The sequence below is a fragment of the Cupriavidus sp. SS-3 genome (genome assembly GCF_035818815.1).
GTDB lineage: Bacteria > Pseudomonadota > Gammaproteobacteria > Burkholderiales > Burkholderiaceae > Cupriavidus > Cupriavidus taiwanensis_C.
The window spans coordinates 54347-81337 of the sequence record NZ_JAYLVT010000022.1 but is presented as its reverse complement, the minus strand read 5'-3'; the positions used below and the strand labels follow the sequence as shown (position 1 = coordinate 81337).

General features: G+C 70.6%; 24 protein-coding genes. 16 read left to right on the top strand and 8 right to left on the bottom strand.

Annotated elements, in window-relative coordinates; all coding sequences use genetic code 11:
• From U9J39_RS25610 to U9J39_RS25595, 4 genes are all read left to right on the top strand, one after another.
• The gene (locus tag U9J39_RS25610; protein WP_115713302.1) at positions 1-513 is read left to right on the top strand and encodes a sigma-70 family RNA polymerase sigma factor; all 513 of its coding nucleotides are present in this window, start codon (positions 1-3) and stop codon (positions 511-513) included.
• A 10-nt stretch (positions 514-523) separates the two neighbouring features.
• Positions 524-1495, top strand: coding sequence for a FecR domain-containing protein (locus U9J39_RS25605; RefSeq protein ID WP_326348475.1), 972 nt, complete (start codon positions 524-526; stop codon positions 1493-1495).
• Positions 1496-1626: 131 nt separating this feature from the next.
• The gene (locus tag U9J39_RS25600) at positions 1627-4089 is read left to right on the top strand and encodes a TonB-dependent receptor (RefSeq protein WP_326348474.1); all 2463 of its coding nucleotides are present in this window, start codon (positions 1627-1629) and stop codon (positions 4087-4089) included.
• The gene (locus U9J39_RS25595; RefSeq protein WP_326348473.1) at positions 4089-5837 is read left to right on the top strand and encodes an enterochelin esterase domain-containing protein; all 1749 of its coding nucleotides are present in this window, start codon (positions 4089-4091) and stop codon (positions 5835-5837) included. Before U9J39_RS25600 ends, U9J39_RS25595 begins: the two co-directional genes overlap by 1 nt.
• Here U9J39_RS25595 and U9J39_RS25590 read toward each other — a convergent pair.
• Positions 5821-6654 carry an IclR family transcriptional regulator gene (locus U9J39_RS25590; protein WP_115713305.1) on the bottom strand — a complete coding sequence of 278 codons (834 nt, stop codon included), beginning with the start codon at positions 6652-6654 and terminating at the stop codon, positions 5821-5823. The two genes, U9J39_RS25595 and U9J39_RS25590, sit on opposite strands and share 17 nt — an antisense overlap.
• A 239-nt stretch (positions 6655-6893) precedes the next feature.
• Between U9J39_RS25590 and U9J39_RS25585 the strand changes: the two genes are divergently transcribed.
• The 3 genes from U9J39_RS25585 to U9J39_RS25575 all read left to right on the top strand — a co-directional run bounded on the left by U9J39_RS25585 (position 6894) and on the right by U9J39_RS25575 (position 10933).
• Complete coding sequence (locus U9J39_RS25585) at positions 6894-7829, top strand: Bug family tripartite tricarboxylate transporter substrate binding protein (RefSeq protein ID WP_326348490.1); 936 nt, start codon at positions 6894-6896, stop codon at positions 7827-7829.
• An 85-nt stretch (positions 7830-7914) separates the two neighbouring features.
• Positions 7915-10254 carry a cytochrome P450/oxidoreductase gene (locus U9J39_RS25580; RefSeq protein WP_326348472.1) on the top strand — a complete coding sequence of 780 codons (2340 nt, stop codon included), beginning with the start codon at positions 7915-7917 and terminating at the stop codon, positions 10252-10254.
• 112 nt (positions 10255-10366) lie between these two features.
• Positions 10367-10933 (top strand): hypothetical protein, encoded by a 567-nt coding sequence (locus U9J39_RS25575; RefSeq protein WP_326348471.1) that lies wholly within the window; start codon positions 10367-10369, stop codon positions 10931-10933.
• Positions 10934-10943: 10 nt separating this feature from the next.
• Here the strand turns inward: U9J39_RS25575 and U9J39_RS25570 are convergent, their stop codons facing one another.
• Complete coding sequence (locus U9J39_RS25570) at positions 10944-11873, bottom strand: LysR family transcriptional regulator (RefSeq protein ID WP_116314787.1); 930 nt, start codon at positions 11871-11873, stop codon at positions 10944-10946.
• Between the two features lie 197 nt (positions 11874-12070).
• Here U9J39_RS25570 and U9J39_RS25565 point away from each other — a divergent pair, with 197 nt between their 5' ends.
• From U9J39_RS25565 to U9J39_RS25540, 6 genes are all read left to right on the top strand, one after another.
• Positions 12071-14059: an FUSC family protein gene (locus tag U9J39_RS25565; RefSeq protein WP_326348470.1), complete on the top strand. Its 1989-nt coding sequence runs from the start codon at positions 12071-12073 to the stop codon at positions 14057-14059.
• A gap of 23 nt (positions 14060-14082) precedes the next feature.
• Positions 14083-14301: a DUF1656 domain-containing protein gene (locus U9J39_RS25560; RefSeq protein ID WP_115713311.1), complete on the top strand. Its 219-nt coding sequence runs from the start codon at positions 14083-14085 to the stop codon at positions 14299-14301.
• Positions 14298-15206, top strand: a complete 909-nt coding sequence (locus U9J39_RS25555; protein WP_116314385.1) for an efflux RND transporter periplasmic adaptor subunit — start codon at positions 14298-14300, stop codon at positions 15204-15206. Before U9J39_RS25560 ends, U9J39_RS25555 begins: the two co-directional genes overlap by 4 nt.
• Complete coding sequence (locus U9J39_RS25550) at positions 15203-16678, top strand: efflux transporter outer membrane subunit (protein WP_326348469.1); 1476 nt, start codon at positions 15203-15205, stop codon at positions 16676-16678. The genes U9J39_RS25555 and U9J39_RS25550 overlap by 4 nt, the downstream gene beginning before the upstream one ends.
• Positions 16679-16859: 181 nt before the next feature.
• Positions 16860-17201 carry a hypothetical protein gene (locus tag U9J39_RS25545; RefSeq protein ID WP_115713314.1) on the top strand — a complete coding sequence of 114 codons (342 nt, stop codon included), beginning with the start codon at positions 16860-16862 and terminating at the stop codon, positions 17199-17201.
• 124 nt (positions 17202-17325) lie between these two features.
• On the top strand, positions 17326-17661 hold the full coding sequence (locus U9J39_RS25540; protein ID WP_115713315.1) for a cupin domain-containing protein: 336 nt from the start codon (positions 17326-17328) through the stop codon (positions 17659-17661).
• Between the two features lie 6 nt (positions 17662-17667).
• Here U9J39_RS25540 and U9J39_RS25535 read toward each other — a convergent pair whose 3' ends face one another.
• The gene (locus U9J39_RS25535) at positions 17668-18552 is read right to left on the bottom strand and encodes a LysR family transcriptional regulator (protein WP_116314382.1); all 885 of its coding nucleotides are present in this window, start codon (positions 18550-18552) and stop codon (positions 17668-17670) included.
• A gap of 123 nt (positions 18553-18675) precedes the next feature.
• Between U9J39_RS25535 and U9J39_RS25530 the strand changes: the two genes are divergently transcribed.
• Positions 18676-19107 (top strand): VOC family protein, encoded by a 432-nt coding sequence (locus tag U9J39_RS25530; protein ID WP_115683006.1) that lies wholly within the window; start codon positions 18676-18678, stop codon positions 19105-19107.
• A 21-nt stretch (positions 19108-19128) separates the two neighbouring features.
• Here U9J39_RS25530 and U9J39_RS25525 read toward each other — a convergent pair whose 3' ends face one another.
• Both U9J39_RS25525 and U9J39_RS25520 read right to left on the bottom strand, forming a co-directional pair.
• Positions 19129-19452 (bottom strand): thioredoxin family protein, encoded by a 324-nt coding sequence (locus U9J39_RS25525; protein WP_111521599.1) that lies wholly within the window; start codon positions 19450-19452, stop codon positions 19129-19131.
• Positions 19453-19576: 124 nt separating this feature from the next.
• On the bottom strand, positions 19577-21916 hold the full coding sequence (locus U9J39_RS25520; protein ID WP_326348468.1) for an ATP-dependent DNA helicase: 2340 nt from the start codon (positions 21914-21916) through the stop codon (positions 19577-19579).
• Between the two features lie 183 nt (positions 21917-22099).
• Here U9J39_RS25520 and U9J39_RS25515 point away from each other — a divergent pair, with 183 nt between their 5' ends.
• A complete protein-coding gene (locus U9J39_RS25515) occupies positions 22100-23677 on the top strand; it encodes a fatty acid--CoA ligase (RefSeq protein WP_326348467.1) in 1578 nt (525 codons plus the stop codon).
• A gap of 7 nt (positions 23678-23684) precedes the next feature.
• On the opposite strand, the gene U9J39_RS25510 is transcribed toward U9J39_RS25515, so the two are convergent.
• The 3 genes from U9J39_RS25510 to U9J39_RS25500 all read right to left on the bottom strand — a co-directional run bounded on the left by U9J39_RS25510 (position 23685) and on the right by U9J39_RS25500 (position 25722).
• Positions 23685-24158 carry an RES family NAD+ phosphorylase gene (locus tag U9J39_RS25510; protein WP_326348466.1) on the bottom strand — a complete coding sequence of 158 codons (474 nt, stop codon included), beginning with the start codon at positions 24156-24158 and terminating at the stop codon, positions 23685-23687.
• Complete coding sequence (gene parS, locus U9J39_RS25505) at positions 24155-24670, bottom strand: type II RES/Xre toxin-antitoxin system antitoxin (protein ID WP_115713319.1); 516 nt, start codon at positions 24668-24670, stop codon at positions 24155-24157. Before parS ends, U9J39_RS25510 begins: the two co-directional genes overlap by 4 nt.
• 92 nt (positions 24671-24762) lie before the next feature.
• Positions 24763-25722, bottom strand: coding sequence for a DNA-binding protein (locus tag U9J39_RS25500; RefSeq protein WP_326348464.1), 960 nt, complete (start codon positions 25720-25722; stop codon positions 24763-24765).
• A gap of 112 nt (positions 25723-25834) precedes the next feature.
• Between U9J39_RS25500 and U9J39_RS25495 the strand changes: the two genes are divergently transcribed.
• Positions 25835-26956 (top strand): site-specific integrase, encoded by a 1122-nt coding sequence (locus U9J39_RS25495; protein WP_115713321.1) that lies wholly within the window; start codon positions 25835-25837, stop codon positions 26954-26956.
• Positions 26957-26991: the final 35 nt, after the last annotated feature.

The following is a 26991-nucleotide window of genomic DNA, read 5'->3' as shown; positions in this document are numbered from 1 at the left end:
ATGCCCGCCGCCGAGCCTACGCTCAACGATGAAGTCCGCACGCTCTACCTAGACCATCACGGCTGGCTCCATGGCTGGCTGCGCCGGCGCCTGGCGAACGCGGGGCAAGCGGGGCACGCGGCCGACCTGGCGCACGACACCTTCGTGCGGCTGCTGGCGCGCGAGGCGCCGATCGCCGCGCGCGAGCCGCGCGCTTTCCTGGCCACGGTGGCACGCGGGCTGGTGGCGAACTTCCATCGTCGCCAGGCACTGGAGGCCGCCTACCAGCAAGCGCTGGCAGCGCTGCCCGAAGCCGAGGCCCCGGATCCGGAAACGCGTGCGCTGCTGCTCGAGACCCTGGCCGAGCTCGACCGCCGCCTGAACACCCTGCCCGCGGCGGTGCGCCGCGCCTTCTTGCTGTTCCAGCTCGACGGCATGCCGCAGGCCGCCATCGCCAGCGAACTGCGCGTGTCGGTGGCCACGGTGCAGCGCTATATCGTCAGGGCGCTGCACCAGTGCTGTTTTCCTGCCTGAGCTGCGCCGCATGTCGTTACCGGGCGCACCGCAACCTCCCATCGATGCCGCGATCACGTTGCGCGCGACGCAGTGGTGGCTGACGCTGCTGTCGCCCGACGCTTCGCCGGCGAGCCGCGAAGGCTGCGCGCGCTGGCGTGCCGAGCATCCCGACCATGAGCGCGCCTGGCAACACCTGCATGACTGCAGTGCCGCCATGGCAGTGATGCCGCGTGGCGTGGCGCGGGCCACGCTGGCAAGCCCGCCGCCACGCCGCGGCCGGCGCCGCGCCATCGCGCTGATGGCTGCCACCGTGGTTGCCGCCGGCGCCTGGCAATGGCAGCGCGGCGGTGCGCTGCTGGCATGGCGGGCCGACCATGCCACCGGCATCGGCGAACGCCGGCGCGTGACGCTGCAGGACGGCACCGGGATCGACCTGGATACCGACAGCGCCATCGCCGTGCACTACGGCGATGCCGAGCGCCGGGTCACGCTGCTGCGCGGCGCCATCGCCGTGGCAACAGGGACGGACGTGCTGGCCAGGCCGTTCCGGATCGGCACCGCGCAGGGAACGTTGCGCGCACTGGGCACCCGCTTCACCGTGCAACTGCACGACGATGCGACCGCCGTCGCGGTGCAGGCAGGCGCCGTCGAAATTCGCCCGGCCGATCCGGCCGCGGTGCCGCGCGTGCTCCAGGCCGGCGAGCGCACGCGCTTCAGCCGCGAAGCGATCGATCCGCCCGAGGCCAGCGACGTTGCCGATACCGCCTGGACCCAAGGCATGCTGGCTGTGCACGACATGCGCCTGGACCGCTTCCTGGCGCAGCTGGCGCGCTACCGCCATGGCCGTCTCGGCTGCAACGGCGATGCGGCCGGCCTGCGCGTGTCGGGCATCTTCCCGCTGGACGACACCGACCGGGTGCTCGATGCCCTGCCCCACCTGCTGCCCGTCAGCGTCGAGCGCTGGACGCGCTACTGGGTCAGCGTGCGGCGCAGGGCGTGAGTCCACCGAACATCTATCAGCCGGCATCGCCAATAGAAAATTTTGTTGCGCGGGACTGAGGGGTTTGCCTGTTTCAAGTGGCCTGACAGAGGAAAGGCTGATTTCCGGCCGCATTCTGAAAGGACTGTTTCATGGGCAAGCTTCATCTGCCAACCCCGCCCGCCGGCACACGCCGGCCCGCTGCCCTGCGCATCCGGCGCAGCGTGCTCGCCGTTGGGCAGGCGCTGGCCTTGTCGGCCGCCACCTGGCCCCTCGCTGCAGTGGCCGCGGAACCCGTGCCGGCGCCCGGTGCCGCGGCGCGCGGCTACGCGATCCCGGCCGGCGCGCTGCAGCCGGCGCTGACGCGCTTCGGCCTGGAATCGGGCGTACTGGTGTCCTACGACGCAGCCGACCTCGCCGAGCGTCGCACCGAGGGGCTGCAGGGCCGCTACGCGCCTGACGAGGCGCTGGCCACGCTGCTGCGCAATACCGGCCTGCACGCGGTGCGCGTGCCCAACGGCTTTGCCGTCAAAGCCTTGCGCGCCGCCGCCCCGGAAGCCAACGGCGCCACCCTGCCGGCGGTGACCGTGAGCGCCGCCCGCCACGACGCCGAAGCGCTGACGCCCGCCTACGCGGGCGGCCAGGTGGCGCGCGGCGCAAGGCTGGGGTTTCTGGGCAATGCCGATGCCATGGACTCGCCCTACAGCAGCGCCGCCTATACCGCGCAGGCCATCGCAGACCAGCAGGCCCACACCATCGGCGACGTGCTGGCCAACGACCCGACGGTGCGCTTCACCACCTCGGCCGGACACCTGTACGAGAACTACACCGTGCGCGGTTTCGATATTTCGTCCAGCGACCTCGCACTGAATGGCATGTACGGGCTGGCGCCCTACGGGCATGCGCCCACGGAGTTCGTCGAGCGGGTCGAACTGCTGCGCGGCCCCACCGCCATGCTGACCGGCATGGCCCCGAGCGGCGCAGTCGGCGGCGTCATCAACCTGGTGCCCAAGCGCGCCGCGGACACGCCGCTGACGCGGCTCTCGGCCAACTACCTTTCCGAAGGCCATGCCGGCGCCAGCGTCGATATCGGGCGCCGCTTCGGTCCGGACAATGCGTTCGGCGTGCGCGTCAACGGCGCCTATGGCAATGGCCGCACCGGCATCGACGGGCAATCCAAACGCCGCGCCCTGGCTGCGGTGGCGCTGGACTATGCCGGCGAGCGCGTGCGCGCCTCGCTCGATGCCTACACCGATGAAGAGGAAGTGCGCAACGGCAGCGCCTGGATGGCCTCGTTCGCCAGCACCGTGCCGGCGCCGCCCAGGGCGGGCACCAATATCCTGCCCGGCACGCATGGCCGGCTCGACAACAACGCCATCGTCGCGCGCGGCGAGGTCGACCTCGCGCGCGACTGGACCGCGTACGCCGGCCTGGGCTCGTTGCACTACAAGTACAGCGGCTTTATCAACGGCACGCGCGCCAACAATGTCCGGCCCAACGGCGACTACACCGGCATCACCTACAACCAGAAGGGCTACACCGATACGGTCTCGGCCGAGGCCGGCGTGCGCGGCTCCGTGCGTACCGGCCCGGTGGAGCACCGCCTGGTGCTGGGCTACACCTACCTGGGCCTGCGCAGCGGCACGGTCAACGTGGCCAGCCGGTCGTTCCTGTCCAACATCTACGCACCGGTGACGCCGATCCTGGCGCCATCGCCGGGCAACGTGCCCCAGACCGCCGACACCACGCTGACCAGCCTGGCGCTGGCCGACACGCTCGCCTTCGCCGACGACAAGGTGCAGCTGACGCTGGGCCTGCGCCACCAGCGCGTGCAGGCGCAAAGCTTCAGCGCGACCACGGGCGCACGCACCGCGGATTACGACGAAAGCGCGGTCACGCCCTCGGTGGGCCTGGTGCTCAAGCCATGGGGAGCGCAGCTGGCGCTCTACGGCAACTACGTCGAAGGGCTGAGCCAGGGCGACACCGTGACCGACGTCACTGCCCGCAACTACCAGCAGGTGTTCGCGCCCTACAAGACCCGCCAGGGCGAGCTGGGCGTGAAGTGGGACAGCGGGCGGCTGACGCAGACCCTCAGCGTGTTCCAGATCACGCGCCCCACTCTGATCAAGGATGGCGCCACCAATACCTATGGCCCGGACGGCGAGCGCCGGCACCGCGGCGTGGAATGGAACGTCTATGGCGAGGCCAGCCGCGGCGTGCGTGTGCTGGGCGGCATTGCCTATACCCGCGCCGTGCTGACCCATACGGCCAGCGGCGCCTATGACGGCAACACCGCGTTCGGCAGTCCCACCTGGTCCGGCAACCTTGGCGCGGAGTGGGACCTGCCCTGGCTGCCGGGCCTGACCGTCAGCGGCCGCGTGACCTACACCGGCTCGCAGTACGTCAACACCGCCAACACGCAGAAGATCGACAGCTGGACCCGCTACGACATCGGCGCGCGCTACGTGACCAAGATCCAGGGCAAGCGCGTGGGCTTCTACGCCAGCGTCGAGAACCTGTTCAACCAGAGCTACTGGGCGGGCTCGTTCAACGACGGCTACGTCACGCAGAACGCGCCGCGCCTGTTCAAGTTCACAACCTCGGTGGATTTCTGATGCGCTTTCCTGTCCTGATCCGGCGCCGCGCCGCGTGGCTGTCGGCGTCCCTGATGCTGTCGCTTGCCGCCATCGCCACGCCGGCTGCCGCATCCGATCCAACCCTGGCCGTCGGCCAGCCAGCGCACGGCACCTGGCAACCCGGCGCGCCGCTGCACTACACGCTGTCGCTGCAGGCCGGCGACGTGGTGCGCGGCGTGCTCGACGGACCGGCGGCGACGCTCGACCTTGCCGATCCCGGCGGCAAGCCGCTGCGCCGGCTGCTGGGGCCGACCACGCTGTCGCGCGGCTTCCTGTTCGTGGCCCCCGGCAGCGGCGCGTACCGGCTGACGGTCAGCGGCGACCAGGCCGACGTGCCCGGCGCGGTCGGCGGACGGCCCTTGCCCGGCGCGCCTTACGTGCTGCGCATCGACGAGATCGTGCCGCGGGCCGCGCAGCACGAGCCCGCCGACCTGCCCGACAGCCCCACCCTGCGCGCGCTGGCGCAGGCCCTGGCCAGCGGCGGCAACACCAACGCCTTCTGGCAGGACATGGCCCGGCGCGGCACGCCGCTGGTAGAGCCTTTGCCGCCCACGCCGGGCAGCGGGCAGGAAGCGATGGTGCGCGTGACCTTCCTGTGGCGCGGCGCACGCGACAATGTGCGCCTGCTCGGCAGCCCCGCCGGCGACCACGACCCGCTGCTGCGCCTGGGCGACAGCGACGTCTGGTACCGCAGCTACCGCGTGCCGGCCGCCACCCGCATGAGCTACCAGCTGGCGCCGGACGTGCCCGTGCTCGACCAGCCGGCCGCGCAGCGCCGGCGCGCCATCCTGGCCACGGTGCAGCGCGATCCGCTCAACCCGCGCACCTTCCCGGACCATGGCGCGGATCCGTTCCAGCTCAAGTCCGTGCTGGAGCTGCCGGCCGCGCCGCCACAGCCGTGGCTGGCGCCGCGCGCGGGGGTGCCCGCCGGCACGGTCACGCCCTACCGCATCGACAGCCGCATCCTGGGCGAGGCGCGCGACATCTACGTGTACCGCCCGGCCCGTGCCAGGCCCACGGCCACGCTGGTGCTGTTCGACGCCCACGCCTACCTGTCGCTGGTGCCCACGCCGACCCTGCTCGACAACCTGATCGACGCCGGCCTGCTGCCGCCCGTCGCCGCGCTGATCGTGGCCAATCCGAGCGCCGCGGCGCGCGCCGGCCAACTGCCGCCCAACCCGGCCTTCGCCGACTTCCTCGCCAACGAGCTGATGCCCTGGGCCGCCACGCTTGGCCTGGACGCGCCGGCCGACCGCACCGTGGTCGCCGGTTCCAGCTACGGCGGGCTGGCGGCGGCCTATGCGGGCCTGCGGCATCCGCAGCGTTTCGGCCTGGTGCTGAGCCAGTCCGGCTCATTCTGGTGGGGTCCCGGCGGCGCGCCCGACCAGCCGCCACGGCAGCCGCAATGGCTGATCCGCGAATACGCCGCCAGCCCGCGGCTGCCGCTGCGCTTCTACCTGGAGGCCGGGCGTTTCGAAGAGGGCCGCGGCGCCGTCAACATCCTGACCACCACCCGGCACATGCGCGATGTGCTGGCCGCCAAGGGCTACCCGGTGGTGCATGCCGAGCATGCCAGCGGGCACGACTACCTGCAGTGGCGCGGCACGCTGGCATGCGGGCTGATCGCGCTGCTGGGCCGGCCGGAACGCGTCGACGCGGAAGTGGCCAGCGCCTGCCCGGCGCTGCGCCCGGATGCATCGGGCGCCGCGGTCACGCCGCGGGGTTGAACCCCAGCGCCGCGCTTACCGTGCGCGCCTCGCGCCGCACGGCGCTGCCGATGGGCCCGTCGATGGCGGGGTCGAAGCCGCCGGTGGCGCCCAGCGCGGTCAGCACCGCGCAGACCCGGCCGGTGTAGTCGCGCACCGGCGCGGCCACCGCGCTGATGCCGGTCAGGTTGGTGTCGCGCACCCAGGCGCAGTCGTCGGCCTGCACCGCGCGGCGCAACGCGCCGATCGGATCCCCGGCATCGAGCTGCGCCAGCCGCGCCGGGCTGGCGGCCGCAAGCTCATCCCTGGCCTGCGCCTGTACGCCCTTCTCATCGAGCAAGCCCAGGAACACGCGCCCGGTGGCGGACCACAGCAGCGGCATCACCGAGCCCGCGCGCACGTTCACCGTCACCGGCAGGCCCGGTTCCTCGAAGCGCATGATGGTCGGGCCCTTGTTGCCCATCACCGCGACGAAGCAGGTCACCTCCAGGGTTTCGCGCAGGCGCACCAGCGAGGCCTCGGCCAGCCGGATCGGGTCGGCCTGGCGCATCGCCGCCATGCCGATCTGCAGCGCCTCGAAGCCAAGGTGGTATTGCTGCGTGCCGGGTTCCTGCGCCACCAGGTCTTCTTCCAGCAGGCTGACCAGGTAGCGGTGCACCTTGGCCGGGCTTTCGTCGATATGCGCGGCCAGCGCGGTCAGGCTGGCGCGCCCGCCCAGGCGCGCCAGGCCTTTCAGGACGGCCATGCCGGTGACGGCCGACTGCACGCGCTGGCGCCGTTCGCGCGGGCGGGTCGTGGCGGTTTCGATGACGGGTTCAGGGGCTTTGGATTGGGGCATGGCGGGACGGAGCTACGCGACTTGTGCGGTGTTCACGGCGACAGCGGACGATGCCACACCGTGACAGTGGGCCAGTTCAAGGTTAACCCGCATTCAATCGTTACGCAATGCGTATATGATTTACGCAAACAGAAAACGCCGGGCCAGGACCCGGCCCATCCTTCAGGAGACAAAAACCCATGCCCCGCCCCCGCCTTGCCCCTGCCGTGCGCCTGGTTATCGGCGCGCTGACCGTGCCGATGCTGTTCGCGAGCGCCGCCCACGCCGCCGATCCCTATCCCGCCAAGCCGATCCGCTGGATCGTCCCGTACGCCGCCGGCGGTGGCTCCGACTTCCTGGCGCGCACCATCGGCCAGGGCCTGTCGGCCAAGGTCGGCCAACCGGTGGTGGTGGACAACAAGCCTGGCGGCAATACCGCCATCGGCGCCACCGAGACCGCGCGCGCGGCGGCTGACGGCTATACCGTGCTGTCGGCCGACAACGGCACGCTGGTGTTCAATCCGGTGCTGTACAAGTCGCTGTCCTACCATCCCGGCAAGGACCTGGCACCGGTGACGCTGCTGGGCCGGTTCCCGATGATCCTGGTGGTGGGCACCGCCAGCCCCGCCAAGACGGCCAAGGATTTCATCACACAGGCCAAGGCCACGCAGGGCGGCATCAACTACGGCTCGGCCGGCGCGGGCAGCCCGCACCACCTGGCGATGGAACTGCTGAAGGTGGAGGCCGGCCTGTCGATGACGCATGCCCCGTATCGCGGCGCCGCGCCGGCGCTGTCCGACGTTGCCGCCGGCCAGGTCGCCGCGATGATGGTGGACTACGCCGCCGGCGCCGGCTTCATCAAGGGCGGCAAGGTGCGCCCGCTGGCCGTGGCCAATGCCACCCGCCTGCCGCAGCTGCCCGACGTGCCGACCTTTGCCGAGCTGGGCTACGCGCGCGTCGAAGCCGCCGCGCTGGTGGGCATGGTGGTGCCGGCCGGCACGCCGCCGGAGGTGATCAACACATTGAACAAGGACGTGGTCGCGGCCATCCGCGAGCCGGCGGTCAACAAGCGGCTGGTGGACTTTGGCGTCGAGCCCGTCGGCAACACGCCGGCACAGTTCAGCGAATTGCTGCGCAGCGAATCCGGCCGCTGGACCAAGCTGATCCGCGACCTGAAGATCACGCTGGACAACTGAGTCTGGCCGCAACACCGCTGCCCGTCCGGCGCGCCGGACGGCAGCGCTTTTTGCCAGGCATCGATGCCTGCCAGGAGTACCCAGCATGACCCTCCCCTCCCCCGGCGCCGCGCGCGGCTGCCCGATCGACCACAGCACCTTCACCGCGCCCAACGGCTGCCCGGTCAGCCACAACGCGGCGCAGTTCGACCCCTTCGGCGACGGCTACCAGCAGGACCCGCCCGAATACGTGCGCTGGTCGCGCGCGCAGGAGCCGGTGTTCTACAGCCCGCAGCTGGGCTACTGGGTGGTCACGCGCTACGACGACATCAAGGCGATCTTCCGCGACAACCTGACCTTCAGCCCGTCGATCGCGCTGGAGAAGATCACGCCTACCGGCGACGAGGCCAACGCGGTGCTGGCCAGCTACGGCTACGCCATGAACCGCACGCTGGTGAACGAGGACGAGCCCGCCCACATGCCGCGCCGGCGCGCGCTGATGGCGCCGTTCACGCCCGCCGAACTGGCGCACCACGAGCCGCTGGTGCGGCGCCTGACGCGCGAGTATGTCGACCGCTTTATCGACGACGGCCGCGCCGACCTGGTCGACCAGATGCTGTGGGAAGTCCCGCTGACGGTGGCGCTGCATTTCCTGGGCGTTCCCGAAGAGGACATGGACCTGCTGCGCCAGTACTCCATCGCCCATACCGTCAACACCTGGGGCCGGCCGAAGCCGGAGGAACAGGTGGCGGTGGCGCACGCGGTCGGCAACTTCTGGCAGCTGGCCGGCCGCATCCTGGACAAGATGCGCGAAGACCCGTCCGGCCCCGGCTGGATGCAGTACGGCCTGCGCAAGCAGCGCGAACTGCCCGAGGTAGTGACCGACTCCTACCTGCATTCGATGATGATGGCCGGCATCGTCGCCGCGCACGAGACCACCGCCAACGCCTCGGCCAACGCCATCAAGCTGTTGCTGCAGCATCCGCACGCCTGGCGCGAGCTCTGCGAAGACCCGGCGCTGATTCCCAATGCGGTCGAAGAATGCCTGCGCCACAACGGCTCGGTGGCGGCGTGGCGACGGCTGGTCACGCGCGACACCGAGGTTGGCGGCATCCGCCTGCCGGCGGGCAGCAAGCTGCTGATCGTGACTTCGTCGGCCAACCATGACGAGCGCCATTTCGCCGATGCCGACCTGTTCGACATCCGCCGCGACAACGCCAGCGAGCAGCTGACCTTCGGCTACGGCTCGCACCAGTGCATGGGCAAGAACCTGGCGCGCATGGAAATGCAGGTCTTCCTGGAAGAGCTGACGCGCCGGCTGCCGCATATGCGCCTGGCCGAACAGACCTTCACCTATGTGCCCAACACCTCGTTCCGCGGGCCGGAGCACCTGCTGGTGGAATGGGATCCCGCGCAGAATCCCGAGCGCCGCGACCCCACCCTGCTGGCGGTGCGCCAGCCGGTGCGCATCGGCGAGCCGTCGGCGCATACCATCGCCCGCACGGTGGTGGTCGAGCGCGCCACGCCCGCCGCCGACGACGTGCTCCGGCTGCGGCTGGTGGCGCCCGACGGCAAGCCGCTGCCGCGCTGGGCGCCGGGCTCGCATATCGACGTGGAATGCGGCGACACCGGGCTGTCGCGCCAGTATTCGCTGTGCGGCGATCCGGACGACGCGGCGGCGCTCGAGATCGCGGTGCTGCGCGATCCTGCCAGCCGCGGCGGCTCTGCCTGGCTCCATGGCAGCGTCAGGGCCGGCGACCGCCTGCGCATCCGTGGGCCGCGCAACCATTTCCGCTTCGATGAACAGTGCCGGCGGGCCATCTTCATTGCCGGCGGCATCGGCGTCACGCCCGTGAGCGCGATGGCGCGGCGCGCCCGCGCGCTCGGCATCGACTACGACTTCCACTATTGCGGGCGCTCGCGCCGGGCCATGGCCATGCTGGACGAACTGCAGTCGCTGCACGGCGCGCGCCTGCACGTCCATGCCAGCGACGAAGGCGGGCGTGCCGACTTGGGCAAGCTGCTGGGGCAGCCTGACGCGCACACCCAGGTCTATGCCTGCGGGCCGCAGCGCCTGCTGGATGCGCTGGCCGAATGCTGCGCGGCGTGGCCGGCGGACGCGCTGCGCGTCGAGCATTTCGTCTCGCGGCTGGGCACGCTGGATGCTTCGAAAGAGCAGCCCTTTACCGTGGAGCTGAAGGACTCCGGCCTGGTGCTGGAAGTGCCGGCGGGGCAGACCCTGCTGGGCGCGCTGCGCGGCGCCAATATCGACGTGCAGAGCGACTGCGAGGAAGGCCTGTGCGGATCGTGCGAAGTGCGCGTGCTGGCCGGCCAGGTCGACCACCGCGACGTGGTGCTGACGCGCGCCGAGCGCGACGCCAACCACCGCATGATGGCGTGCTGCTCGCGCGCCTGCGGCGGCGGCCGGCTGGTGCTGGAGCTCTGAACACGCGGGCACGGCAAGCGCGCTGTTGCAACGTAGGACAAAGCCTGACAACGGCCGCAAGGACACAGGACTAAAGTAGCAGCGCAACCGCCGCCCCCGTTCTGTCTGCCTCATGCCCCCTGACCCCGCCGCCGTCCACGTCGTTCCCGATCCCGCTCTCTGCCGCTGGCATCGCCCCGCCATCCACCTGTCGTTGCTGGCTGCGACACTTGCTCTTTCCGCCACACCAGCCGCCACGCCAGCCGCGACCGTGGCCGCGCCGCAGCTGTCGGAGCTCGCCACGCTGTTGCTTGGCACCGTGCGCGGCAAGCCGACCGGCATGCACGGGGTCACGCGCCTGACCACTGGCGATGCCGACCGGCAACTGCGCCTGGCCTGCCAGGAGCTGATGCGCGCGGGCCCGGTAAATCTCGACGACACCACGCGCTTCGACGGTTGCGTGGCGCGGCCCGGCAAGATCGTCGACTTTCACCTGAAAGTCTCCGGCATCGATGCCAGCCGCGACGACACCCGTGATTTCATGGCGACGGCCAAGCCGATCCTGGAGCGCGGCATCTGCCGCAACCCGGATGTGCCGGTGCTGGGCAAGCTGGGGATCCGGCTGCGCTATCACTATGCGGCCGGACAGAAACCGCTGGTGCTGCTCGACATCCCGCCCGAGCAGTGCCGCGGCAAATAGGGCGACGGGCTCAGCCCGCGCGCCCCTCAGCCCGTTCGCCCGCTCGCCCGTTCCCCAGCACCTCTTCGCACACCGCCAGCCACGCCCGCGCCGCGTGCGACAGGTAGCGCCCCGGCGACCAGATATGGGCCATGGTCCAGTCCACCGCGGGTTCGGTCAGGCGCGCCATGGCCAGCGTGTCCTGCGCCTGCAGGCGCTCGGCCAGCGGCTGGGGCAGGAAGGTGGTGCCCAGCCCCGCCGCCGCCATCGACGCCAGGAAGTCCCAGTGCCCGCTGCGCGCCACCACGCGCGGCTCGATGCGGGCTTCGACAAAGGCCTGGCGCAGCTTGCGCGTCAGCGAGAAATCCTCGGTCAGCATCACCAGCGGCTCGTCGCGCAGCGCCGCCAGCGACACGGTGCCCCCGCGCGCCCAGGCCGCCTTGCGCGGCCCCACCGCCCAGATCGGATAGCGGCCGAACTGGCGCGTCTCCAGCGCCAGGCCGCTGTCGCCCGGCAGCACGGTCGCTCCCACCTCCAGCTCGCCGCTGGCCACCAGTTGCTCCACCACCTGCCCGCCGTGCTCGTCCAGCGTCAGTGACAGGTTGGGATAGCGCTGCCGGAACGCGCTGACCGCCGGGGAGAAGAACAGGTTGACCATCGGCGGGATGCCGACCGTCAGCTGCCCCCGCCCCAGCGAGGACAGGTCGGCGACCTCCAGCGTCAGCCGGTGCACCACGCCCAGCGCCTCCTGGCCGCGCTCGTAGACAACGCGGCCGACGTCGGTCAGGCGCACGCTCTTGCCTTCGCGGATCAGCAGCGGCTGGCCGACTTCATCCTCGAGCTGGCGGACCATCTTGCTGATGGTCGACTGGGTCACGAACAGCGACGAAGCGGCCTGGGTAAAGCTGCGCAGCCGCGCGGTCTCGACGAAATAGCGCAGCGCGCGGATATCGATGGGCATGTTGGCGTGGAGGGCGGACGCGCCGCCCATGAATATCGCGAATGGAAAAGCCAATATTAAATCATGAATGGAATGCGAGAGGTGCAGCTACACTTCGCTCCCAACATGCCGTCCCTGCCCAAACCGCGTCCCCAATGAAGCGCGGAGCGGCAGGTGGCGGCAAGCGCCCCCAACCTTCCCCTTCAAGACCCTGCTCCATGGCTAGCTGGCCGAATGCACGACAGTGGCTGTTCTCGCTGAAGGCATTCGCCGCCGCGATGCTCGCGCTCTACATCGCGCTGGCGCTGGGACTGGCGCGGCCGTACTGGGCCATGGCAACGGTGTACTTCGTCTCGCATCCGCTCACCGGCGCGACCCGCTCCAAGGCGGCGTATCGCGTTGCCGGCACGGTGCTGGGCGCCACCGCCGCGGTGGCGACGGTGCCGCAACTGGTCAACATGCCGATCGTGCTGATGGGCGCGATCGCGCTGTGGATCAGCGTGCTGGTGTACCTGTCGCTGCTGCAGCGCACGCCGCGCAGCTATGTGTGCCTGCTGGCGGCCTACACGTTGCCGATCGTGGCCTTGCCGGCGGTCAGCCAGCCGGCGCAGATCTTCGACATCGCCGTGGCACGGATCGAGGAGATCGTGATCGGCATCGTCTGCGCCGGGCTGGTGGGCTCGGTGGTGTTTCCGGCCAAGGTCGCGCCGGCGCTGCGCGCGCGTGCCGATACATGGCTGTCCGATGCCGCGGCCTGGGCCTCGGACATCCTTGCTGGCAGTCCGCGCGCCGACCACAGCCGCCACCGGCTGGCCGCCGACATCCTGCAGCTGGACCAGCTGATCAGCCAGCTGGCCTACGACACCGAAGGCGGCCACACGCTGCGCCACGCGCGCGCGCTGCGCGGGCGCATGACCATGCTGATGCCGCTGCTGTCGTCGCTGGACAGCGTGCTGCAGGCGCTGCGCTGCCATGCCGCCGGCATCCCTGCTGACCTGCGCGAGGCGCTGGCGGCGACGGCTGCATGGCTTGCCGGCGATGCTGCCACGGCGCCTGCCGCTGCCCCCGAAGGCTGGCGGATGCTGTCCGGACCTGACGCGAGCGGCTGGCATGATCGCCTTGCCGCCACGGCGGCCGACCAGCTGCAGCGCCTGTGCGCCCTGTACGGCGAATGCCGCGCGCTGCAGCAAGGCATCGGCGACCACCGCACCGGCACGCCGCTGCCACGCGGCGAACCGGCTGCGGAAGCTGCCGGCCATCACCATGACCACGGCATGCTGCTGTTCGGCGCGGTGTCCAGCGGGCTGGCGGTGTTCTGCGCCGGGCTGTTGTGGATCTTCTCGGGCTGGGAGGACGGCGCCAGCGCGGTGGTGGTGGCCTCGATCGCGAGCTGCTTCTTTGCCGCGGTCGACGAGCCGCGACGCATGGCCGGGGCCTTCGTGCGCTGGAGCGCGATCTGCCTGCTGATTTCGTCCGGCTACCTGTTCCTGGTGGTGCCGCATGCGCACACCTTCGAAGCGCTGGCCGCGCTGCTGGCGCTGCCCTATCTCGGCATCGGCCTGCTGATTTCGCGGCCGGGGTTCCAGCTGATCGCGATGCTGCTATCGGTCAACACCGCCGCGTTCGCCAACGTGCAGGCCGTGTTCGACGCGGATTTCCTCGCCATCTTCAATACCTGCCTGGCCAGCGCGGCGGCCATGGTGTTCGCGCCGCTGTGGTCGGTGGCGGCACGCCCGTTCGGCGCGCGCGCGGCGGCACGGCGACTGGTGCGCGCCAGCTGGAACGACCTGGCGCGGGCCGCCACGCTGCGCGCCACCGACGGCGATGCGCGGCTGGGCGCGCGCATGCTGGACCGGCTGGGCCAACTGGTGCCGCGCCTGGGCGCGGCCGGCGATCCCTTGTCCGCGGACGGCTTCCATGCGCTGCAGGTCGGCTATTGCGCGCTGGCGCTGCACAAGGCGCTGCCGGACTTGCCGCCGCCGGCGCGCAAGCCGGTGCGCCGCGTGCTGGCCGCGGTGGCGCGGCATTTCCGCGCGCAACTGCGTGCGGGGCGGCGCGTACCGGTAGCGGCGGGCCTGGCCGCCGCCGTGGGCGAGGCCATGGCCGCGGTGGCGGCCAGCGGCCGCGCCCAGCGCGGCACGCTGGGCGCGCTGGTGGTGCTGCAGGTCACGCTGCTTCCGCTTCCCGCCATGACCTTGTCCCGCTGATCCCACCTTCTTCGCTGCGCCCCATGCTTAGTGAAATCGACCTCTACGGCGTGTTCGTGCCCGGCGTGCTGGTGCTGGCCGTGCTGGCCTTTGCGGTGGCCACGGCAATCCGCATGGCGCTGGCCGCGCTGGGCTGCTACCGCCATATCTGGCACCGCTCGCTGTTCAATCTTTCCCTCTATGTGATCGTCCTGGGCGCCGTCGCTGCCGTTTTTGCCGCGGTGCCCGGACTGCCGTCATGACCTTCCGACTCCGCTCCTTGCTTCCCGTGCTGCCGACGCTGCTGGCCGCCATCGCCGCGCTGCTGGTGCTGCGCCACCTGTGGGACTACTACACCGCCGCGCCCTGGACCCGCGACGGCCACGTGCGTGCCGACATCGTCCAGGTGGCGCCCGACGTATCGGGGCTGGTCACGCGCGTGCTGGCGCGCGACAACCAGTACGTCCGGGCCGGCGAAGTCCTGTTCGAGATCGACCGCGACCGCTACGCGCTCGCCCTGGAACAGGCGCTGGCGACGCTGGCGACCCAGCGTGCCGCGCTCGCGCAGGCGCGGCGCGAAGCCGCGCGCAACCGCAGCCTGGACGGCGTGGTTGCCGCCGAAGTCGCCGAGCAAGGGCGCGCGCGCGTGGAGCAAGGCCAGGCCGCGCTGGCGCAGGCCGAAGCCGCGCTGCGGCTGGCCCGGCTGAACCTGCAACGCACCAGCGTGCGCAGCCCGGTCGCGGGTTACTTGAACGACCGGCTGCCGCGGCTGGGCGACTACGTGTCGACCGGGCGACCGGTGCTGTCGATGGTCGATGCCGGCTCCTTCCACGTCGAAGGCTATTTCGAGGAAACCAGGCTGCACCGCATCCATATCGGCAGCCCGGTCGACGTGCATATCATGGGCGAGCCCCGCCACTTGCGCGGCCACGTGGACAGCATCGCCGCCGGCATCGAGGATCGCGACCGCAGCGCGGGTTCCAACCTGCTGCCCAACGTCAATCCCACCTTCAACTGGGTGCGGCTGGCGCAGCGCGTGCCGGTGCGCATCGTGCTGGAAGACGTGCCGGGCGACGTGCGCCTGGTCTCGGGGCGCACCGCCACCGTGGCGGTGCGCGAGCCAGCCGCAGACCAGGGCGCCGCGCGCGGCCCGGGGCCGCGATCATGAGGCCGCGCCGCGCCTGGGTGGCATGCCTGATTGCGTGCCTGATTGCGTGCCTGAGTGCCTGCACGACGGTGGGACCGGACTATCGCGTGCCCGACCACGCGGCGGTACGCGCTACCGCGGCCAATGGCCCGCTGCAAGGTGCACAAGCGCCGGACGTGGCGATCGCGCCCGTGCCCGACGACTGGTGGCGCCTCTATGACGACGAACGGCTCGACCGGCTGGTGACGAAGGCGCTGGCGGCAAACACCGACATCCGCGCCGCCGGCGCCAACCTGCGCCGCGCGCTGGCGCTGCTGCACGAAGTGGAGGCCGAAAACCTGCCCCAGGGCAGCGCCGGCGCCGGCGTGTCGCGCGCGCAGCTGTCGGGGGAGAGCTTTTTGCAGCAGGCCCAGCCGCCGGTGTTCAACCTGGGCGACGTGGGCCTGGGCGCGTCCTACCTGATCGACTTCTTCGGGCAGCTGGCGCGCGCCGACGAGGCTGCGCTTGCGGACGCGCAGGCCAGCGAGGCGACGCTGGACATGGTGCGCGTCACCGTCGCTGCGCAGACCGTACGCGCCTACGTGCAAGGCTGCGCCGCCACGCATGACCTGCACGCCGCCACGCAGCAGCTGGCGGTGCAGCAGCGCACGCTGGGTGCCACCCGCCGCCTGCTCGCCGCGGGCCGCGCCGGGCCCGCCGAGGTGGCGCGCGAACTTGCCCGCAGCGAAGCACTGCGCGCGGCGCTGCCGCCGCTGCAGGCCGCACGCAGCGCCGCGCGCTACCGGCTGGCGCTGCTGCTGGGCCAACCGCCAGGCGTGCTGCCGGAGGCCGGGGCAGCCTGCGATGCCGAGCCCGCGCTGCGCGCACCGCTGCCGGTCGGCGATGGCGCCGCGCTGCTGCGACGGCGCCCCGACGTGCGCAAGGCCGAACGCGAACTAGCCGCCGCCACCGCGCGCATCGGCGTGGCTACGGCCGACCTGTATCCGTCGGTCCGCATCGGCGCCAGCGCCGGACTGACCGGCGTGCTGAGCCATCTTGGCAGCGGATCCACGGCGCGCTGGAGCGTGGGGCCGCTGCTGAGCTGGACCTGGCCCACCAATGGCGTGCGGCACCGCATCCACGGCCTGGAAGCCGCCGCGGATGCCGCGCTGGCGCGCTTCGACGGCGTGGTGCTGCGCGCGCTGCAGGAAACCGAGACCGCGCTGTCGGTCTACACGCGCGAACTGGAACGCCACGCGGCCCTGCTTGCCGCCAGCGAGCAGGCCGCGCAAGCCGCGCGGCAGCAGCGCCGGCTGTGGGAGGCGGGGCGCCTGCCCTACCTGGCGCATCTCGATGCCGAGCGCGACCTCGCCGCCGCGCAGGCCGCGCTGGCGACCTGCGCGGGCCAGGTAGCCGCGCGCCAGGTGGACCTGTTCCTGGCCCTCGGGGGCGGCTGGCAGAGCGCGCGCAATCTGGCTGCCGTGCCCGCATCGATCGATGAAAAAAACGACTGAAATCCTGACTGTTAAATCATCACGGGAATAGCCCGGCGTGGCTACACTTCGTCCCGTGCCGGGCAAACAACCATGCGCGGCACCGCCCACAAGGCGAATCCGGACGGCGCAGGCAGCAAACCCGCCAGCCTGCGCGGCCCCTTGCGGGCCAGCCGCCCCCTTACCCCTAATAACAGCAGACATGCATAAAAACGCTCTCAAAGCCCTTCTTGCCACGACTCTCTCCCTCGCAGCAATCAGCGCCGCCACCCCCGCGATGGCACAAGGCCTGAACGATCGCGGCGTTGCCGGTGACCGCTACGGCTACGCCCTGCACAACGGCAAGCGTGATCCTTTCACCGACGGCGCGCGTGTCAACGACCAGCGCGATCCCTTCACCGATGGCGCGCGCGTCAATGACCAGCGTGATCCGTTTACCGACGGTGCCAACCGCGCCACCGGCCTGGAAGTTGCTGGCATGGATCGCAGCGGTGTGTCGGAGACCCCCTCTCATCGCGGCGCGCGCGCGTCCACCGCGGCCTGATCTGGCGGCGAAACCACGCTGCGTGCTACTGATGCGCGCGCTCCGGTGCTAGATTGAGAAGGCGTGCCGCCGCCCGGCGTCGGCGCGCCTGACAAGCCACCCCACCAGACGCGAGGAGCCGCGCATGTCCCTTCCCCATCTTGCTTCAGGACAGATCGCCAGCGTGCTGCCCCTGGGCGCGCGGCTGGACCAGACCGCCACCCAGGCCCTGTTCAAGGAAGGCCCCCTCGAAGTCATGCGGCTGGTGCTGAAGGCCGGCAAGCATGTGCCCCCGCATGCGGTCGACGGACCCATGACCGTGCAATGCCTCGAAGGCGAGGTGCGCGTGCGCGTGGACGGCTCCGAACGCCAGCTGCACCAGGGCGACCTGCTGTACCTGGGGCCTTGCGTGCGCTACGACGTGACGGCGGTGTCGGATGCCTCGGTGCTGGTGACGATGGTGTTGCCCGCAAGCCTCTGAGCTTTTCTAAGCCTCGACTGGCTGCCAGCGCGCGCTCGCCGCCACGAAGGCGTCGATCAGCGCCGCGACCGGCGCGCGGCGCAGCGCCGCTTCACGCACCAGCACGCCCACCTCGCGATAGAGCGGCCCGCCCGGCAGCGGCACCTGCACCACGCCGGCGGCCTCGCGCAGCGGCACCAGCTCGGCCGGAATGATGGCGCAGCCCAGGCCCGCCGCCACCATCTGCAGGATCACCGCCGGCTCGTCCAGTTCCATCCCCTCCCTGACCCAGAGCCGCTGCCGTTTCAGGTAGCGGTCCACCAGCTGGCCGCCGGTGCTGTGGCGGTTGTAGCGGATAAAGGGCAGCGCCTCCAGCAGCGCGCGCAGCTCCTGCGGCGAGCCCGCCGGCCCGATGCCGACGAAGCGCTCGCGCACCAGCGGCACCCACTTCAGGTCCGGCGGCAAACCCAGGCGCGGCCGGATCAGCACGGCCACGTCGAGCTCGCGCGCATCGACCTGCGTCAGCAGCTGGGTCGACATGCCGGGCACCACGTTGACGTGCGAGTCCGGGAAGCGCTGGCGGAAGTGCCGCATCGCCTCGGCCAGCAAGGTGGCCTGCACCGTCGACACCGCGCCCAGCTCGACCGGCGCGGCCTCGGCATGCGGCCCGGCGCGATCCTTCATCGCGGCATAGAGCTCGACAAAGCGGCGCGCCTCCGGCAGCAACCGGTGCCCGGCGTCGCTGAGCGCGACCGACTTGCCGGTGCGCTCGAACAGGCGGCAGTCCAGTTCCTCTTCGAGCCGCCGGATCTGCGTGCTGACGGCCGACTGGGTCAGCGCCAGCCGCGCCGCCGCCGCCGAAAACGACCCGGTTTCGGCAGCCGTCAGGAAGGTCTGGAAGTAGCGGATCATCTATTGAAATCTTTGATACTCAGGGCAAAAATGATTCGCTTCATATTACGGCTTGTGCTGACTACAATCAACGCGCGGGCCGATCCACCGCCCGGTCAAGACCTTCCCTCCATAACAAACCCCATGAACACGACTTCCACGATCCCCTTGTTCCACCTGGCGTTTCCCGTGCGCGACCTGGCCGAGGCGCGCAGTTTCTATGGCGGGTTGCTGGGCTGCCCGGAAGGCCGCAGCTCCGAGGCGTGGGTGGATTTCAACTTCTATGGCCACCAGGTGGTGGCGCACCTGTCGCCCGAGGAATGCGGCCACCGTGCCACCAGCGCCGTAGATGGCGACGACGTGCCGGTGCGCCATTTCGGCGCGATCCTGCCGATGGACCAATGGGAGGCGCTGGCCGAACGCCTGCGCGCGGCCGGCACCCGGTTCGTGATCGAGCCGCACGTGCGCTTCAAGGGCCAGGTCGGCGAACAGGCCACCATGTTCTTCCTGGACCCGTCGGGCAACGCGCTCGAATTCAAGGCCTTTGGCGACCTGAGCCAGGTGTTCGCGAAATAAGCCGGTGCCAGCGCGCGGCGGTCAGGCGATGCGGCGCATCGCCTCGCGGATGGGCTCCGCTTCCGTGGGCCGCACCAGCCTGGCCACTTCCTGGCCGTCGCGCAGGAACACCAGCGTTGGCCACAGCTTGATGCGGAACGACCGGCCCAGCGGCCGTCCGCTGCCGTCTTCGATCTTCAGGTGGCGCAGGTCCGGATGCACGGAAAATGCCTCGGCCAGCGCCGGCTGGGCCCGCTGGCAATAGCCGCACCACGGCGCGCCGAACTCCAGCACGGTGGCGCCGGACAGCGTGTCCACTTCGGTGCGGGTCGGCTCGGTGGCGGCATAGTGTTGAGTCATCGGCATGGTGTTTCCTTTCGGTTGGCGCGTGACGGTGTGCCTGCCAGATTCGTTCCAGGCCAGCGCGAGGCCAACCTGAGGCGGGGCTACGGCGCCAGCATGCCGCATCCGCGACGCCAGCGTGTAATTTCTACGCCGCCGGCGCGATTTCCCACCATGACGGCAGCAGCTCCCGCACCTCCGCCGCGGCAAAGCGGTCATCGATCAGATACAGCACGCCCTGGTCCTGCTGCGTGCGAATCACCCGGCCCGCGGCCTGCACTACCTTGCGCAGCCCGGGATACAGGTAGGCATAGGCATAGCCCCGGCCGAACGCCTGCTCCATGCGCGCGCGGAACTGCTCGTTGACGGCGTTGAACTGCGGCAGCCCCAGCGTGGCGACGAAGGCGCCGATCAGGCGCTCGCCCGGCAGGTCCACGCCCTCGGCAAAGGCGCCGCCGAGCACCGCAAAGCCAATGCCCTCGCCGCCTTCCGCAAAGGCCGCCAGGAACGCCGCCTGCGCGGCTTCGTCCATGCCGCGCGCCTGGACCCAATGCGGGATGTCCGGGTGCGATCCGGCGAAGCGGGCGACGGCCTGCTGCAGGTATTCGTGGCTGCTGAAAAAGGCCAGGTAGTTGCCTCGGCGCGCGCGGAACTGGTCCGCCATCAGCGCCACGAGGGCCGGCAGCGACTGCCCGCGCCGCGCATAGCGGGTGGAGATGCGCGAGGCAATCCGCACCGACAGCTGCTCGGCGCGGAATGGCGATGGCACTTGCACGCGCGCACAATCGGGCGGCAGGCCCAGCGTGTCGAGGTAATAGTCCGCGGGATCGAGGGTCGCGGAAAACAGCGTGACCGAATGCGCGGCGGCAAGGCGCGGGCGCAGGAACGGGGCCGGGATCACGTTGCGCAGGCAAAGCCGCGCATGATAGCCGCGGCGCCGCGACACGCGCTGGATATCGAACAGCGAATGCGCATCGAGCTGTTCGGCCAGGCGGGCGAAATGCAGTGCGTCAAAGTAGAAGCGCTGCAGCGCGGGATCGTGCGCGCCTGGATGCTCGGTCATGTAGGCCAGCGCCGCCGCACAGCATTCTTCCAGCGCGCGGCGAAAGGCCGCGGGCACTTCCGGCAGGACCTCGTAGGCATCGTCACCCTGGCGCGCGAGTGTGCTCCACTGCCGCGCCAGCCGTGCCAGCGGCCGCGATAGCGGCGCCGGCGCGCCGCGGCGCAGCTCGCGCAGCGCTTGCGGGTCCAGCTCCGCCGTGTACATCGCGCGGCCGCGCTCGACCAGGTTGTGGGCCTCGTCCACCAGCACGCTGGCGCGCCAGCCATTGGCCACGGTCAGCGCGTACAGCATTGCGCTGCGGTCGAAGTAGTAGTTGTAGTCGGCCACCACCACGTCGCTCCAGCGCACCAGTTCCTGCGCCAGGTAGTAAGGGCAGATGGCATGTTGCCGCGCCAGTTCGCGCACCGCGGCGCGGTCGCGCACCGGCATGGCGCGCGCCGCTTCGCGCGCGGCCGGCAGGCGGTCATAGAAGCCGCGCGCCAGCGGGCACGATTCGCCATGGCAGGCCAGCTCCGGATGCTCGCAGGCCTTGTCGCGCGCAGTCAGCTCGAGCACGCGCAGCGGCTGCGCGCCATGGCCGCGCAGGGCCGCGGCGGCGTGCAGCGCCACCCCGCGCCCGGTGGAGCGCGCCGACAGGAAGAACACCTTGTCGAGCCGCTGGCCCGGCATGGCCTTGAGCACCGGGAACAGCGTCCCGACCGACTTGCCGATGCCGGTGGGCGCCTGCGCCAGCAGGTGGCGGCCGGCGCGGTTGGCGTTGTAGACCGCCTGCGCCAGCTCGCGCTGGCCCGGGCGAAAGCCCTGGTGCGGAAACGCCAGCTGCGCCAACGCGGCATCGCGCGCCTGCCGGTGCGCCAGCTCGGCCTGGGCCCAGTGCAGGAAGCGCTCGCAGGACTGGACAAAGAACGCCTCGAGCGCCGGCGCGTCGAAATGCGCCACCACCGGGTGCTCGCGCTGGCTGACGATGTCGAAATAGACCAGCGCGATCTCCAGCCCGGGCAGCCCCAGCTTGCGGCACAGCAGGCAGCCATAGATCCTGGCCTGGGCCCAGTGCAGGTGGCGGTGGTTGTCCGGCACGGCGGCGTCGCCGCGGACCGTCTTGATTTCCTCGAGCCGGTTGGCAGCGGGATCGTAGCCGTCGGCACGGCCACGGACATGAAGCGGACCGAAATCCGCGGACAGCGCCACTTCCGCCTGATAGCCCGCGCCGCGACGGCCGGTCACCACGCCATGGCCCGCCACCCCCTCCTGCGCCGACGGCGTCGGCATGAAACGCAGGTCCAGGTCACCCGCCTTGGCGGTGAACTCGCACAGCGCGCGCACTGCGACGACGTACGCGGGCTGCGTCGGCGCAGTGGACGCAGTGGACGCAGTGAGCGGTGCGGGCGTGACGGGAGGGGGCGCGGTGACGGCGGACACAGACAATGGGCACGGCGAAAACTGTACAAATATACAGTAGTGACTGGCCGAGGAACGCCCTTACCGCTTAACGGGCATAAAGAAAGAGCAAATCGTTATTTCCATGTGCCCCACGCGCCGCTCTATATTGTCCGGCTCACAAGACAACAAGCGCCTGCCTGCCAGGCGGCGGACGACCGGAGACCGACCTTGACCCGCGGCATCACCCTTGGCGACACCCTGACCTGGCCCGCGCGCAACCTGCCGCACAAGACCGCGCTGGTCAGCGGCATCGGCGCCGGGCGGCGCGCGTGGACCTTTGCGCAGCTGGATGCCGAGGTCAACCGCCACGCACATGCCTTGCAGTCGCTCGGCATCGGCAAGGGCGACGTGGTGGCGGCCTTCCTCTACAACACGCCGGCCTTCGTCTTTACGCTGCTGGCCACGGCGCGCCTGGGCGCGGTCTTCAACCCGGTCAACTACCGCCTGGCGGCGCAGGAGCTGGCCTACATCCTGAACGATGGCGGCGCCAGGGCGCTGCTGTTCGAACGCGAAGGCGCGGCCGTCGTGGAAAAGGCCGCCGAACTGGCGCCCGGCACCACGTTGCGCCTCTATGCCGACGCCGACCCGGCGCCCGCCTTCGCCACGCACCGGCTCGACACGCTGGCGGCGGACCGGCCCGACACGCCGCCGACGGTGACGGTCGACAAGAACGATCCCTGCATCCTGATGTACACCAGCGGCACCACCGGCCGGCCCAAGGGCGTCATGCACACCCATCGCAGCAAGCTGCAGCACAACGCGATGATGCACCAGGCCATGATGCTGGCGCGCGAGGATGTGGGCCTGTCGCTCGCGCCGCTGAACCACACCGCCGAGCTGCATACCAGCTTCCTGCCGCGCCTGCAGGTCGGCGCCACCCAGGTGCTGCAGCGCCGCTTCGATGCGGGCGAGGCGTGGCAGCTGGTCGAAGCCGAGGGCGTCACGCACTTCTTCGCCGCGCCGACCATGGTCGGCATGCTGCTAGACCATCCGGACGCTGCAACCCGCGACCTGTCCTCGCTGCGGCTGGTGGAGTACGGCGGCGCTTCGATGGCGCCGCACCTGATCCGCGAATGGGACCGCAAGGTCGGCGCGGGGCTGGTGCAGGTCTACGGCACCACGGAAATGGGACCATGCATGTCGGTGCTCTACCCGCACGAACAACTTAGCCGCGCCGGCTCTGCCGGCCTGCCCGCGCTGGACCACGAGCTGCTGGTGGCAAGGCTGCGCGAGGACGGCGCACCGACCGACCCGTCGCAGCCGTGCGCGCCGGGCGAAGTCGGCGAAGTGCTGGTGCGCGGCCCATGCATGATGCAGGGCTACCTGAACCGCCCGGATGCCAACGCACGCGCGCTGGCGCATGGCTGGTACCACACCGGCGACCTCGGCAGCGTGGATGCCGACGGCTACCTGTGGATCCGCGACCGCATCGACTACATGATCAATTCCGGCGCCGAGAACGTCTATCCGCGCGAGGTGGAAGACGCCCTGATCGAGCATCCCGGCGTGCTCGAAGTCGCGGTGCTGGGCGAGCCCGATCCCACCTGGGGCCAGGTGGTCGGTGCCTATGTGGTGGCGCGCGGCGAGGCCGCGCCGAGCGCGGAACAGCTCGATGCCTTCCTGCTGCAAGGCGACCGGCTCGCTGCCTACAAGCGGCCGCGCCGCTACCATTTCGTCGAAGCGCTGCCCAAGACCACCAGCGGCAAGATCCAGAAACACCTGCTGCGGGCCGGCGGCGCGGCGTGATCCTGCCTCAGGCCAGCCGTGCGTCGTACTGCCAGCGGCGCACCTTGGTATAGGCCAGCCGCCCGGCATCCGCGTGCAAGGGATTGACCAGCACGTTGTACTCTTCGGGAATCACGATGGAAGGCACCAGCAGCAAGGCGCTCGTGCCCGCGCGGACCCAGGCCTCGCCGGTGTCGAGGCTGGTCTTGCCGGCGGGAATGGCATCCCAGCCGACGGGCGCGCTGGCCGCCGTCCAGCGCCCTGCCGCGGCCCACAAGTCGTCGGGAATATCGATGCGGACCAGGTAGCGGTTCAACGGCAGGCCGGCCGAGCCCAGGTGAACCAGCGTTTCCAGGCACGCCAGCGCAATGCTCGAGGCCGCGTAAATCAGGGAGGTGCCCTGCCGGTTCCAGCGCCCTCCGCTCGCCTTGGCGCCGGCGCCGCTGGCATCGTCCGCGGTATAGAGGGGCGTGTCGGTCGCGATGCGCCACGCCGGCCTCAAGCGTAGGCCCCGCTCTGCATCCTGGCCACCAGGTCGGAGACGATGCGCTGGCCCGCGACGGTATCCATCAGCGCGGCGGGGCGTTGGCCGCCCAGCGCCGGCGACGGCTGCTCCAGCCACTGCGCCACCCACTGCGCCGCATTGAAGCCGCGCGCATCGCCCGAGCTTTCCACCAGCGCCTGCACCTGGCCCACCAGCCGCACCATGCCCAGCACGCGCTCGCTCTGCTCGCTCGACAGGTTCTGGTGGGCGCGCGCCTTGCGGTCGACGGTGGCACGCGGCAAATCCAGCGTCTTGATCAGCTGTTCCTTGCTCGTGCCCATCGATTCGGCCAGCCGGTTGAGATCGGAAGCCGGCACGCCCTCGCGGATGGCGTGGATCACCGACATGGCGCCTTCGGTCGACAGCGTGGCCTCGTAGACCGCCAGGTAGCTATTGACGCTGAGTTGGCGGGCGGCGCGGCGTTGGTGTGCGAGCGGATAATGGCCTTCAGGCGTGAGCACGCGCGGCATGGCAGACCTCATCAAATGAGCCTTCAGTATAGCTCAATTGATTCCCCGCCAGCATGCCTTGCGCTGCGCTTCTTGCCGGAAGGCCGGTCGGCCTACAGCCCCCGGCCGCGCCGTCTTCCCTTGCCGACGGACAGCGCGATGCGGGCCGGACGGCTCCGCCGGGGCGGCGTTGCCACAGCCGTGGCTTCGGCAGGCGCCGCGCCGGCCTGCTCGCGGTACTCCGCCAGCAGGCTTTCCCGCTGACGCACCCGTTCTTCCAGCACCGCAATCGCCTGGCCGAGCCGGATCATCTCGCTGCCCTGGCGCGACGCCGCCTCCGCGGCCCGGCTCAGTCGCTCGACCGCCGCCTTGCGCTCGGCCTCGAGCAGCTTTTGCGCTTCCCTGGCGGTCACGCGCGCGGCATCCAGTTCCAGCGCCATGCGGCGCTCGTTGGCGGCGGTGCGCTGCATCAGCGTTTCGCGTTCCTGGTCCCATGCCGCGCGCCGGGCTTCAAAGTCGTTCTGCATCGCATGGCGCGCGGCCAGCGCGGAGGCGTGCTCGGCGCGCAGCGCTTCGGCTTGCTGCTGCCATGCGGCCGCAGCGGTTTCGGCGCGCGCGGCGCGCTCGGCCGCCTCGTCGCGTGCCCGCGTCAGTTCCGCCATGGCAGCCTCCGCGCCTTCGAGCCGCGCCTGCATGACCTGGCGTTCCTGCGCCAGCGCTTCGCGCTCCTGCTGCAGCGCCGCGTTCGCTTCCACCAGCGCGGCTTCCCGCTGCGCCAACGCGGCCTCGGCCGAGGCCCTGGCGCTTTGCAGCGCTGCCTCCCACAGGTATCGCGCGGCTTCCGTGACGGGCTCGGGACAGCCTGGCGCCGGCGCGAAGCCCTGCGGATCCTGGATCCGCCCGCCCAGCGCAGCAAACCACGCATCCAGGTGCGGACTCACGGTGTTGGGCGAGCCTCGCCCCAGATGCAGGCGGATGCGTTCGATGGTCGGCCGCTGGCCGGCCTTGAGCAGGCTGTCGGCGGCTTGCCAGACGTCGTCGCGGGTGATGCCTCGGCTGCGGAGCGTTTCCATGATGGGATGCGTCGAATTCCTGAAAAGCCACAAATAAGGTTCGATAATGGAGACTTATCGGCTTCTATTCGTTATTTACGTATGATATATTACAGCATACATCATATTTAATATGATCAAAATCCGAGACGCCCACGAGGCCTACTTCCCACCGATTCCCTCCGATGTCGACTTACCGGCTCCGCTCCGCACGTCCCAACTGGATCCTCTCGCCGAGCAGGCGGCCAACGCGCTGCGCCAGGAAGGCGAATCCCGCAACACGGTGGCAAGCTACCGCTCCGCATTGCGCTACTGGTCTGCCTGGTATGCGCTGCGCTACCGGCAGCCAGTACGGCTGCCGCTTGCGCCCGCCGTCGTTATCCAGTTCATCGTCGACCACGCCACGCGCCAGACGCCGCAGGGCCCTGTCTGCGAGATGCCGGCCGCGATCGACCAGGCGCTGGTCGCTGACGGATGCAAGGCACGACCCGGCCCGCCCGCGCTGTCCACGCTGAGCCACCGGCTCGCGGTCATCGCCAAGGCCCACCAGCTGCAAGGCCTGCCCAACCCCTGCGCCGATGCCGGCGTGCGCGAATTGATGGCCAGCACCCGGCGCGCCTACGCGCGCCGCGGCCACCGCCAGGCACGCAAGGCCGCCCTGACACGCGCGCCGCTGCTGCGCCTGCTTGATACCTGCGATGGCTCGCTGGCCGGGTTGCGCGATCGCGCGCTGCTGCTGTTCGCGTGGGCCAGCGGCGGGCGTCGCCGCTCCGAAGTCGCGCGCGCCACCATGGACAACCTTACGCGTGTGGGCCCCGGGGACTTTGTCTATGTGCTGGGCTGGTCGAAGACCAACCAGTCAGGCAGCGAGCACGCCGATACCGCCAAGCCCGTCACCGGCGCCGCCGGACAGGCGCTCGAGGCGTGGCTGGCCGCGGCGGGGATCGAGCACGGCCCGCTGTTTCGCCGCATCCGGCGCGGTGGACATGTGGGAGAAGGCTTGTCGGATGCGGCGGTCAGCCGCATCGTCAAGGCCCGTTGCGCGCTGGCTGGGCTGGACGGCGATTATTCCGCGCATTCGCTGCGCTCGGGCTTTGTCACGGAAGCGGCGGCGCAGCAAGTGCCGCTGGCTGAAACCATGGCCATGACCGGCCATGCCAGCGTATCGACGGTGGTCCGCTATTTCCGCGCGGCCGATGCACGTCGCTCGCGCGCGGCCGATCTGCTGGCACCCGATGACAGCGACAGCCCCTGAGCGACTCGCCATGTCCGCCAACCATGCGCCGGGGC

What these genes read in the sequence shown, in the direction of transcription:
- U9J39_RS25605 (WP_326348475.1), top strand. Translation starts at nt 524, where the DNA reads ATGTCGTTACCGGGCGCACCGCAACCTCCCATCGATGCCGCGATCACG.
- parS (WP_115713319.1), bottom strand. Translation starts at nt 24,670, where the DNA reads ATGCCGCGCGTGCTCACGCCTGAAGGCCATTATCCGCTCGCACACCAA.
- U9J39_RS25525 (WP_111521599.1), bottom strand. Translation starts at nt 19,452, where the DNA reads ATGCCGATGACTCAACACTATGCCGCCACCGAGCCGACCCGCACCGAA.
- U9J39_RS25535 (WP_116314382.1), bottom strand. Translation starts at nt 18,552, where the DNA reads ATGATCCGCTACTTCCAGACCTTCCTGACGGCTGCCGAAACCGGGTCG.
- U9J39_RS25500 (WP_326348464.1), bottom strand. Translation starts at nt 25,722, where the DNA reads ATGGAAACGCTCCGCAGCCGAGGCATCACCCGCGACGACGTCTGGCAA.
- U9J39_RS25560 (WP_115713311.1), top strand. Translation starts at nt 14,083, where the DNA reads ATGCTTAGTGAAATCGACCTCTACGGCGTGTTCGTGCCCGGCGTGCTG.
- U9J39_RS25555 (WP_116314385.1), top strand. Translation starts at nt 14,298, where the DNA reads ATGACCTTCCGACTCCGCTCCTTGCTTCCCGTGCTGCCGACGCTGCTG.
- U9J39_RS25595 (WP_326348473.1), top strand. Translation starts at nt 4,089, where the DNA reads ATGCGCTTTCCTGTCCTGATCCGGCGCCGCGCCGCGTGGCTGTCGGCG.
- U9J39_RS25550 (WP_326348469.1), top strand. Translation starts at nt 15,203, where the DNA reads ATGAGGCCGCGCCGCGCCTGGGTGGCATGCCTGATTGCGTGCCTGATT.
- U9J39_RS25540 (WP_115713315.1), top strand. Translation starts at nt 17,326, where the DNA reads ATGTCCCTTCCCCATCTTGCTTCAGGACAGATCGCCAGCGTGCTGCCC.
- U9J39_RS25600 (WP_326348474.1), top strand. Translation starts at nt 1,627, where the DNA reads ATGGGCAAGCTTCATCTGCCAACCCCGCCCGCCGGCACACGCCGGCCC.
- U9J39_RS25610 (WP_115713302.1), top strand. Translation starts at nt 1, where the DNA reads ATGCCCGCCGCCGAGCCTACGCTCAACGATGAAGTCCGCACGCTCTAC.
- U9J39_RS25575 (WP_326348471.1), top strand. Translation starts at nt 10,367, where the DNA reads ATGCCCCCTGACCCCGCCGCCGTCCACGTCGTTCCCGATCCCGCTCTC.
- U9J39_RS25565 (WP_326348470.1), top strand. Translation starts at nt 12,071, where the DNA reads ATGGCTAGCTGGCCGAATGCACGACAGTGGCTGTTCTCGCTGAAGGCA.
- U9J39_RS25585 (WP_326348490.1), top strand. Translation starts at nt 6,894, where the DNA reads ATGCTGTTCGCGAGCGCCGCCCACGCCGCCGATCCCTATCCCGCCAAG.
- U9J39_RS25545 (WP_115713314.1), top strand. Translation starts at nt 16,860, where the DNA reads ATGCATAAAAACGCTCTCAAAGCCCTTCTTGCCACGACTCTCTCCCTC.
- U9J39_RS25530 (WP_115683006.1), top strand. Translation starts at nt 18,676, where the DNA reads ATGAACACGACTTCCACGATCCCCTTGTTCCACCTGGCGTTTCCCGTG.
- U9J39_RS25495 (WP_115713321.1), top strand. Translation starts at nt 25,835, where the DNA reads ATGATCAAAATCCGAGACGCCCACGAGGCCTACTTCCCACCGATTCCC.
- U9J39_RS25570 (WP_116314787.1), bottom strand. Translation starts at nt 11,873, where the DNA reads ATGCCCATCGATATCCGCGCGCTGCGCTATTTCGTCGAGACCGCGCGG.
- U9J39_RS25590 (WP_115713305.1), bottom strand. Translation starts at nt 6,654, where the DNA reads ATGCCCCAATCCAAAGCCCCTGAACCCGTCATCGAAACCGCCACGACC.
- U9J39_RS25580 (WP_326348472.1), top strand. Translation starts at nt 7,915, where the DNA reads ATGACCCTCCCCTCCCCCGGCGCCGCGCGCGGCTGCCCGATCGACCAC.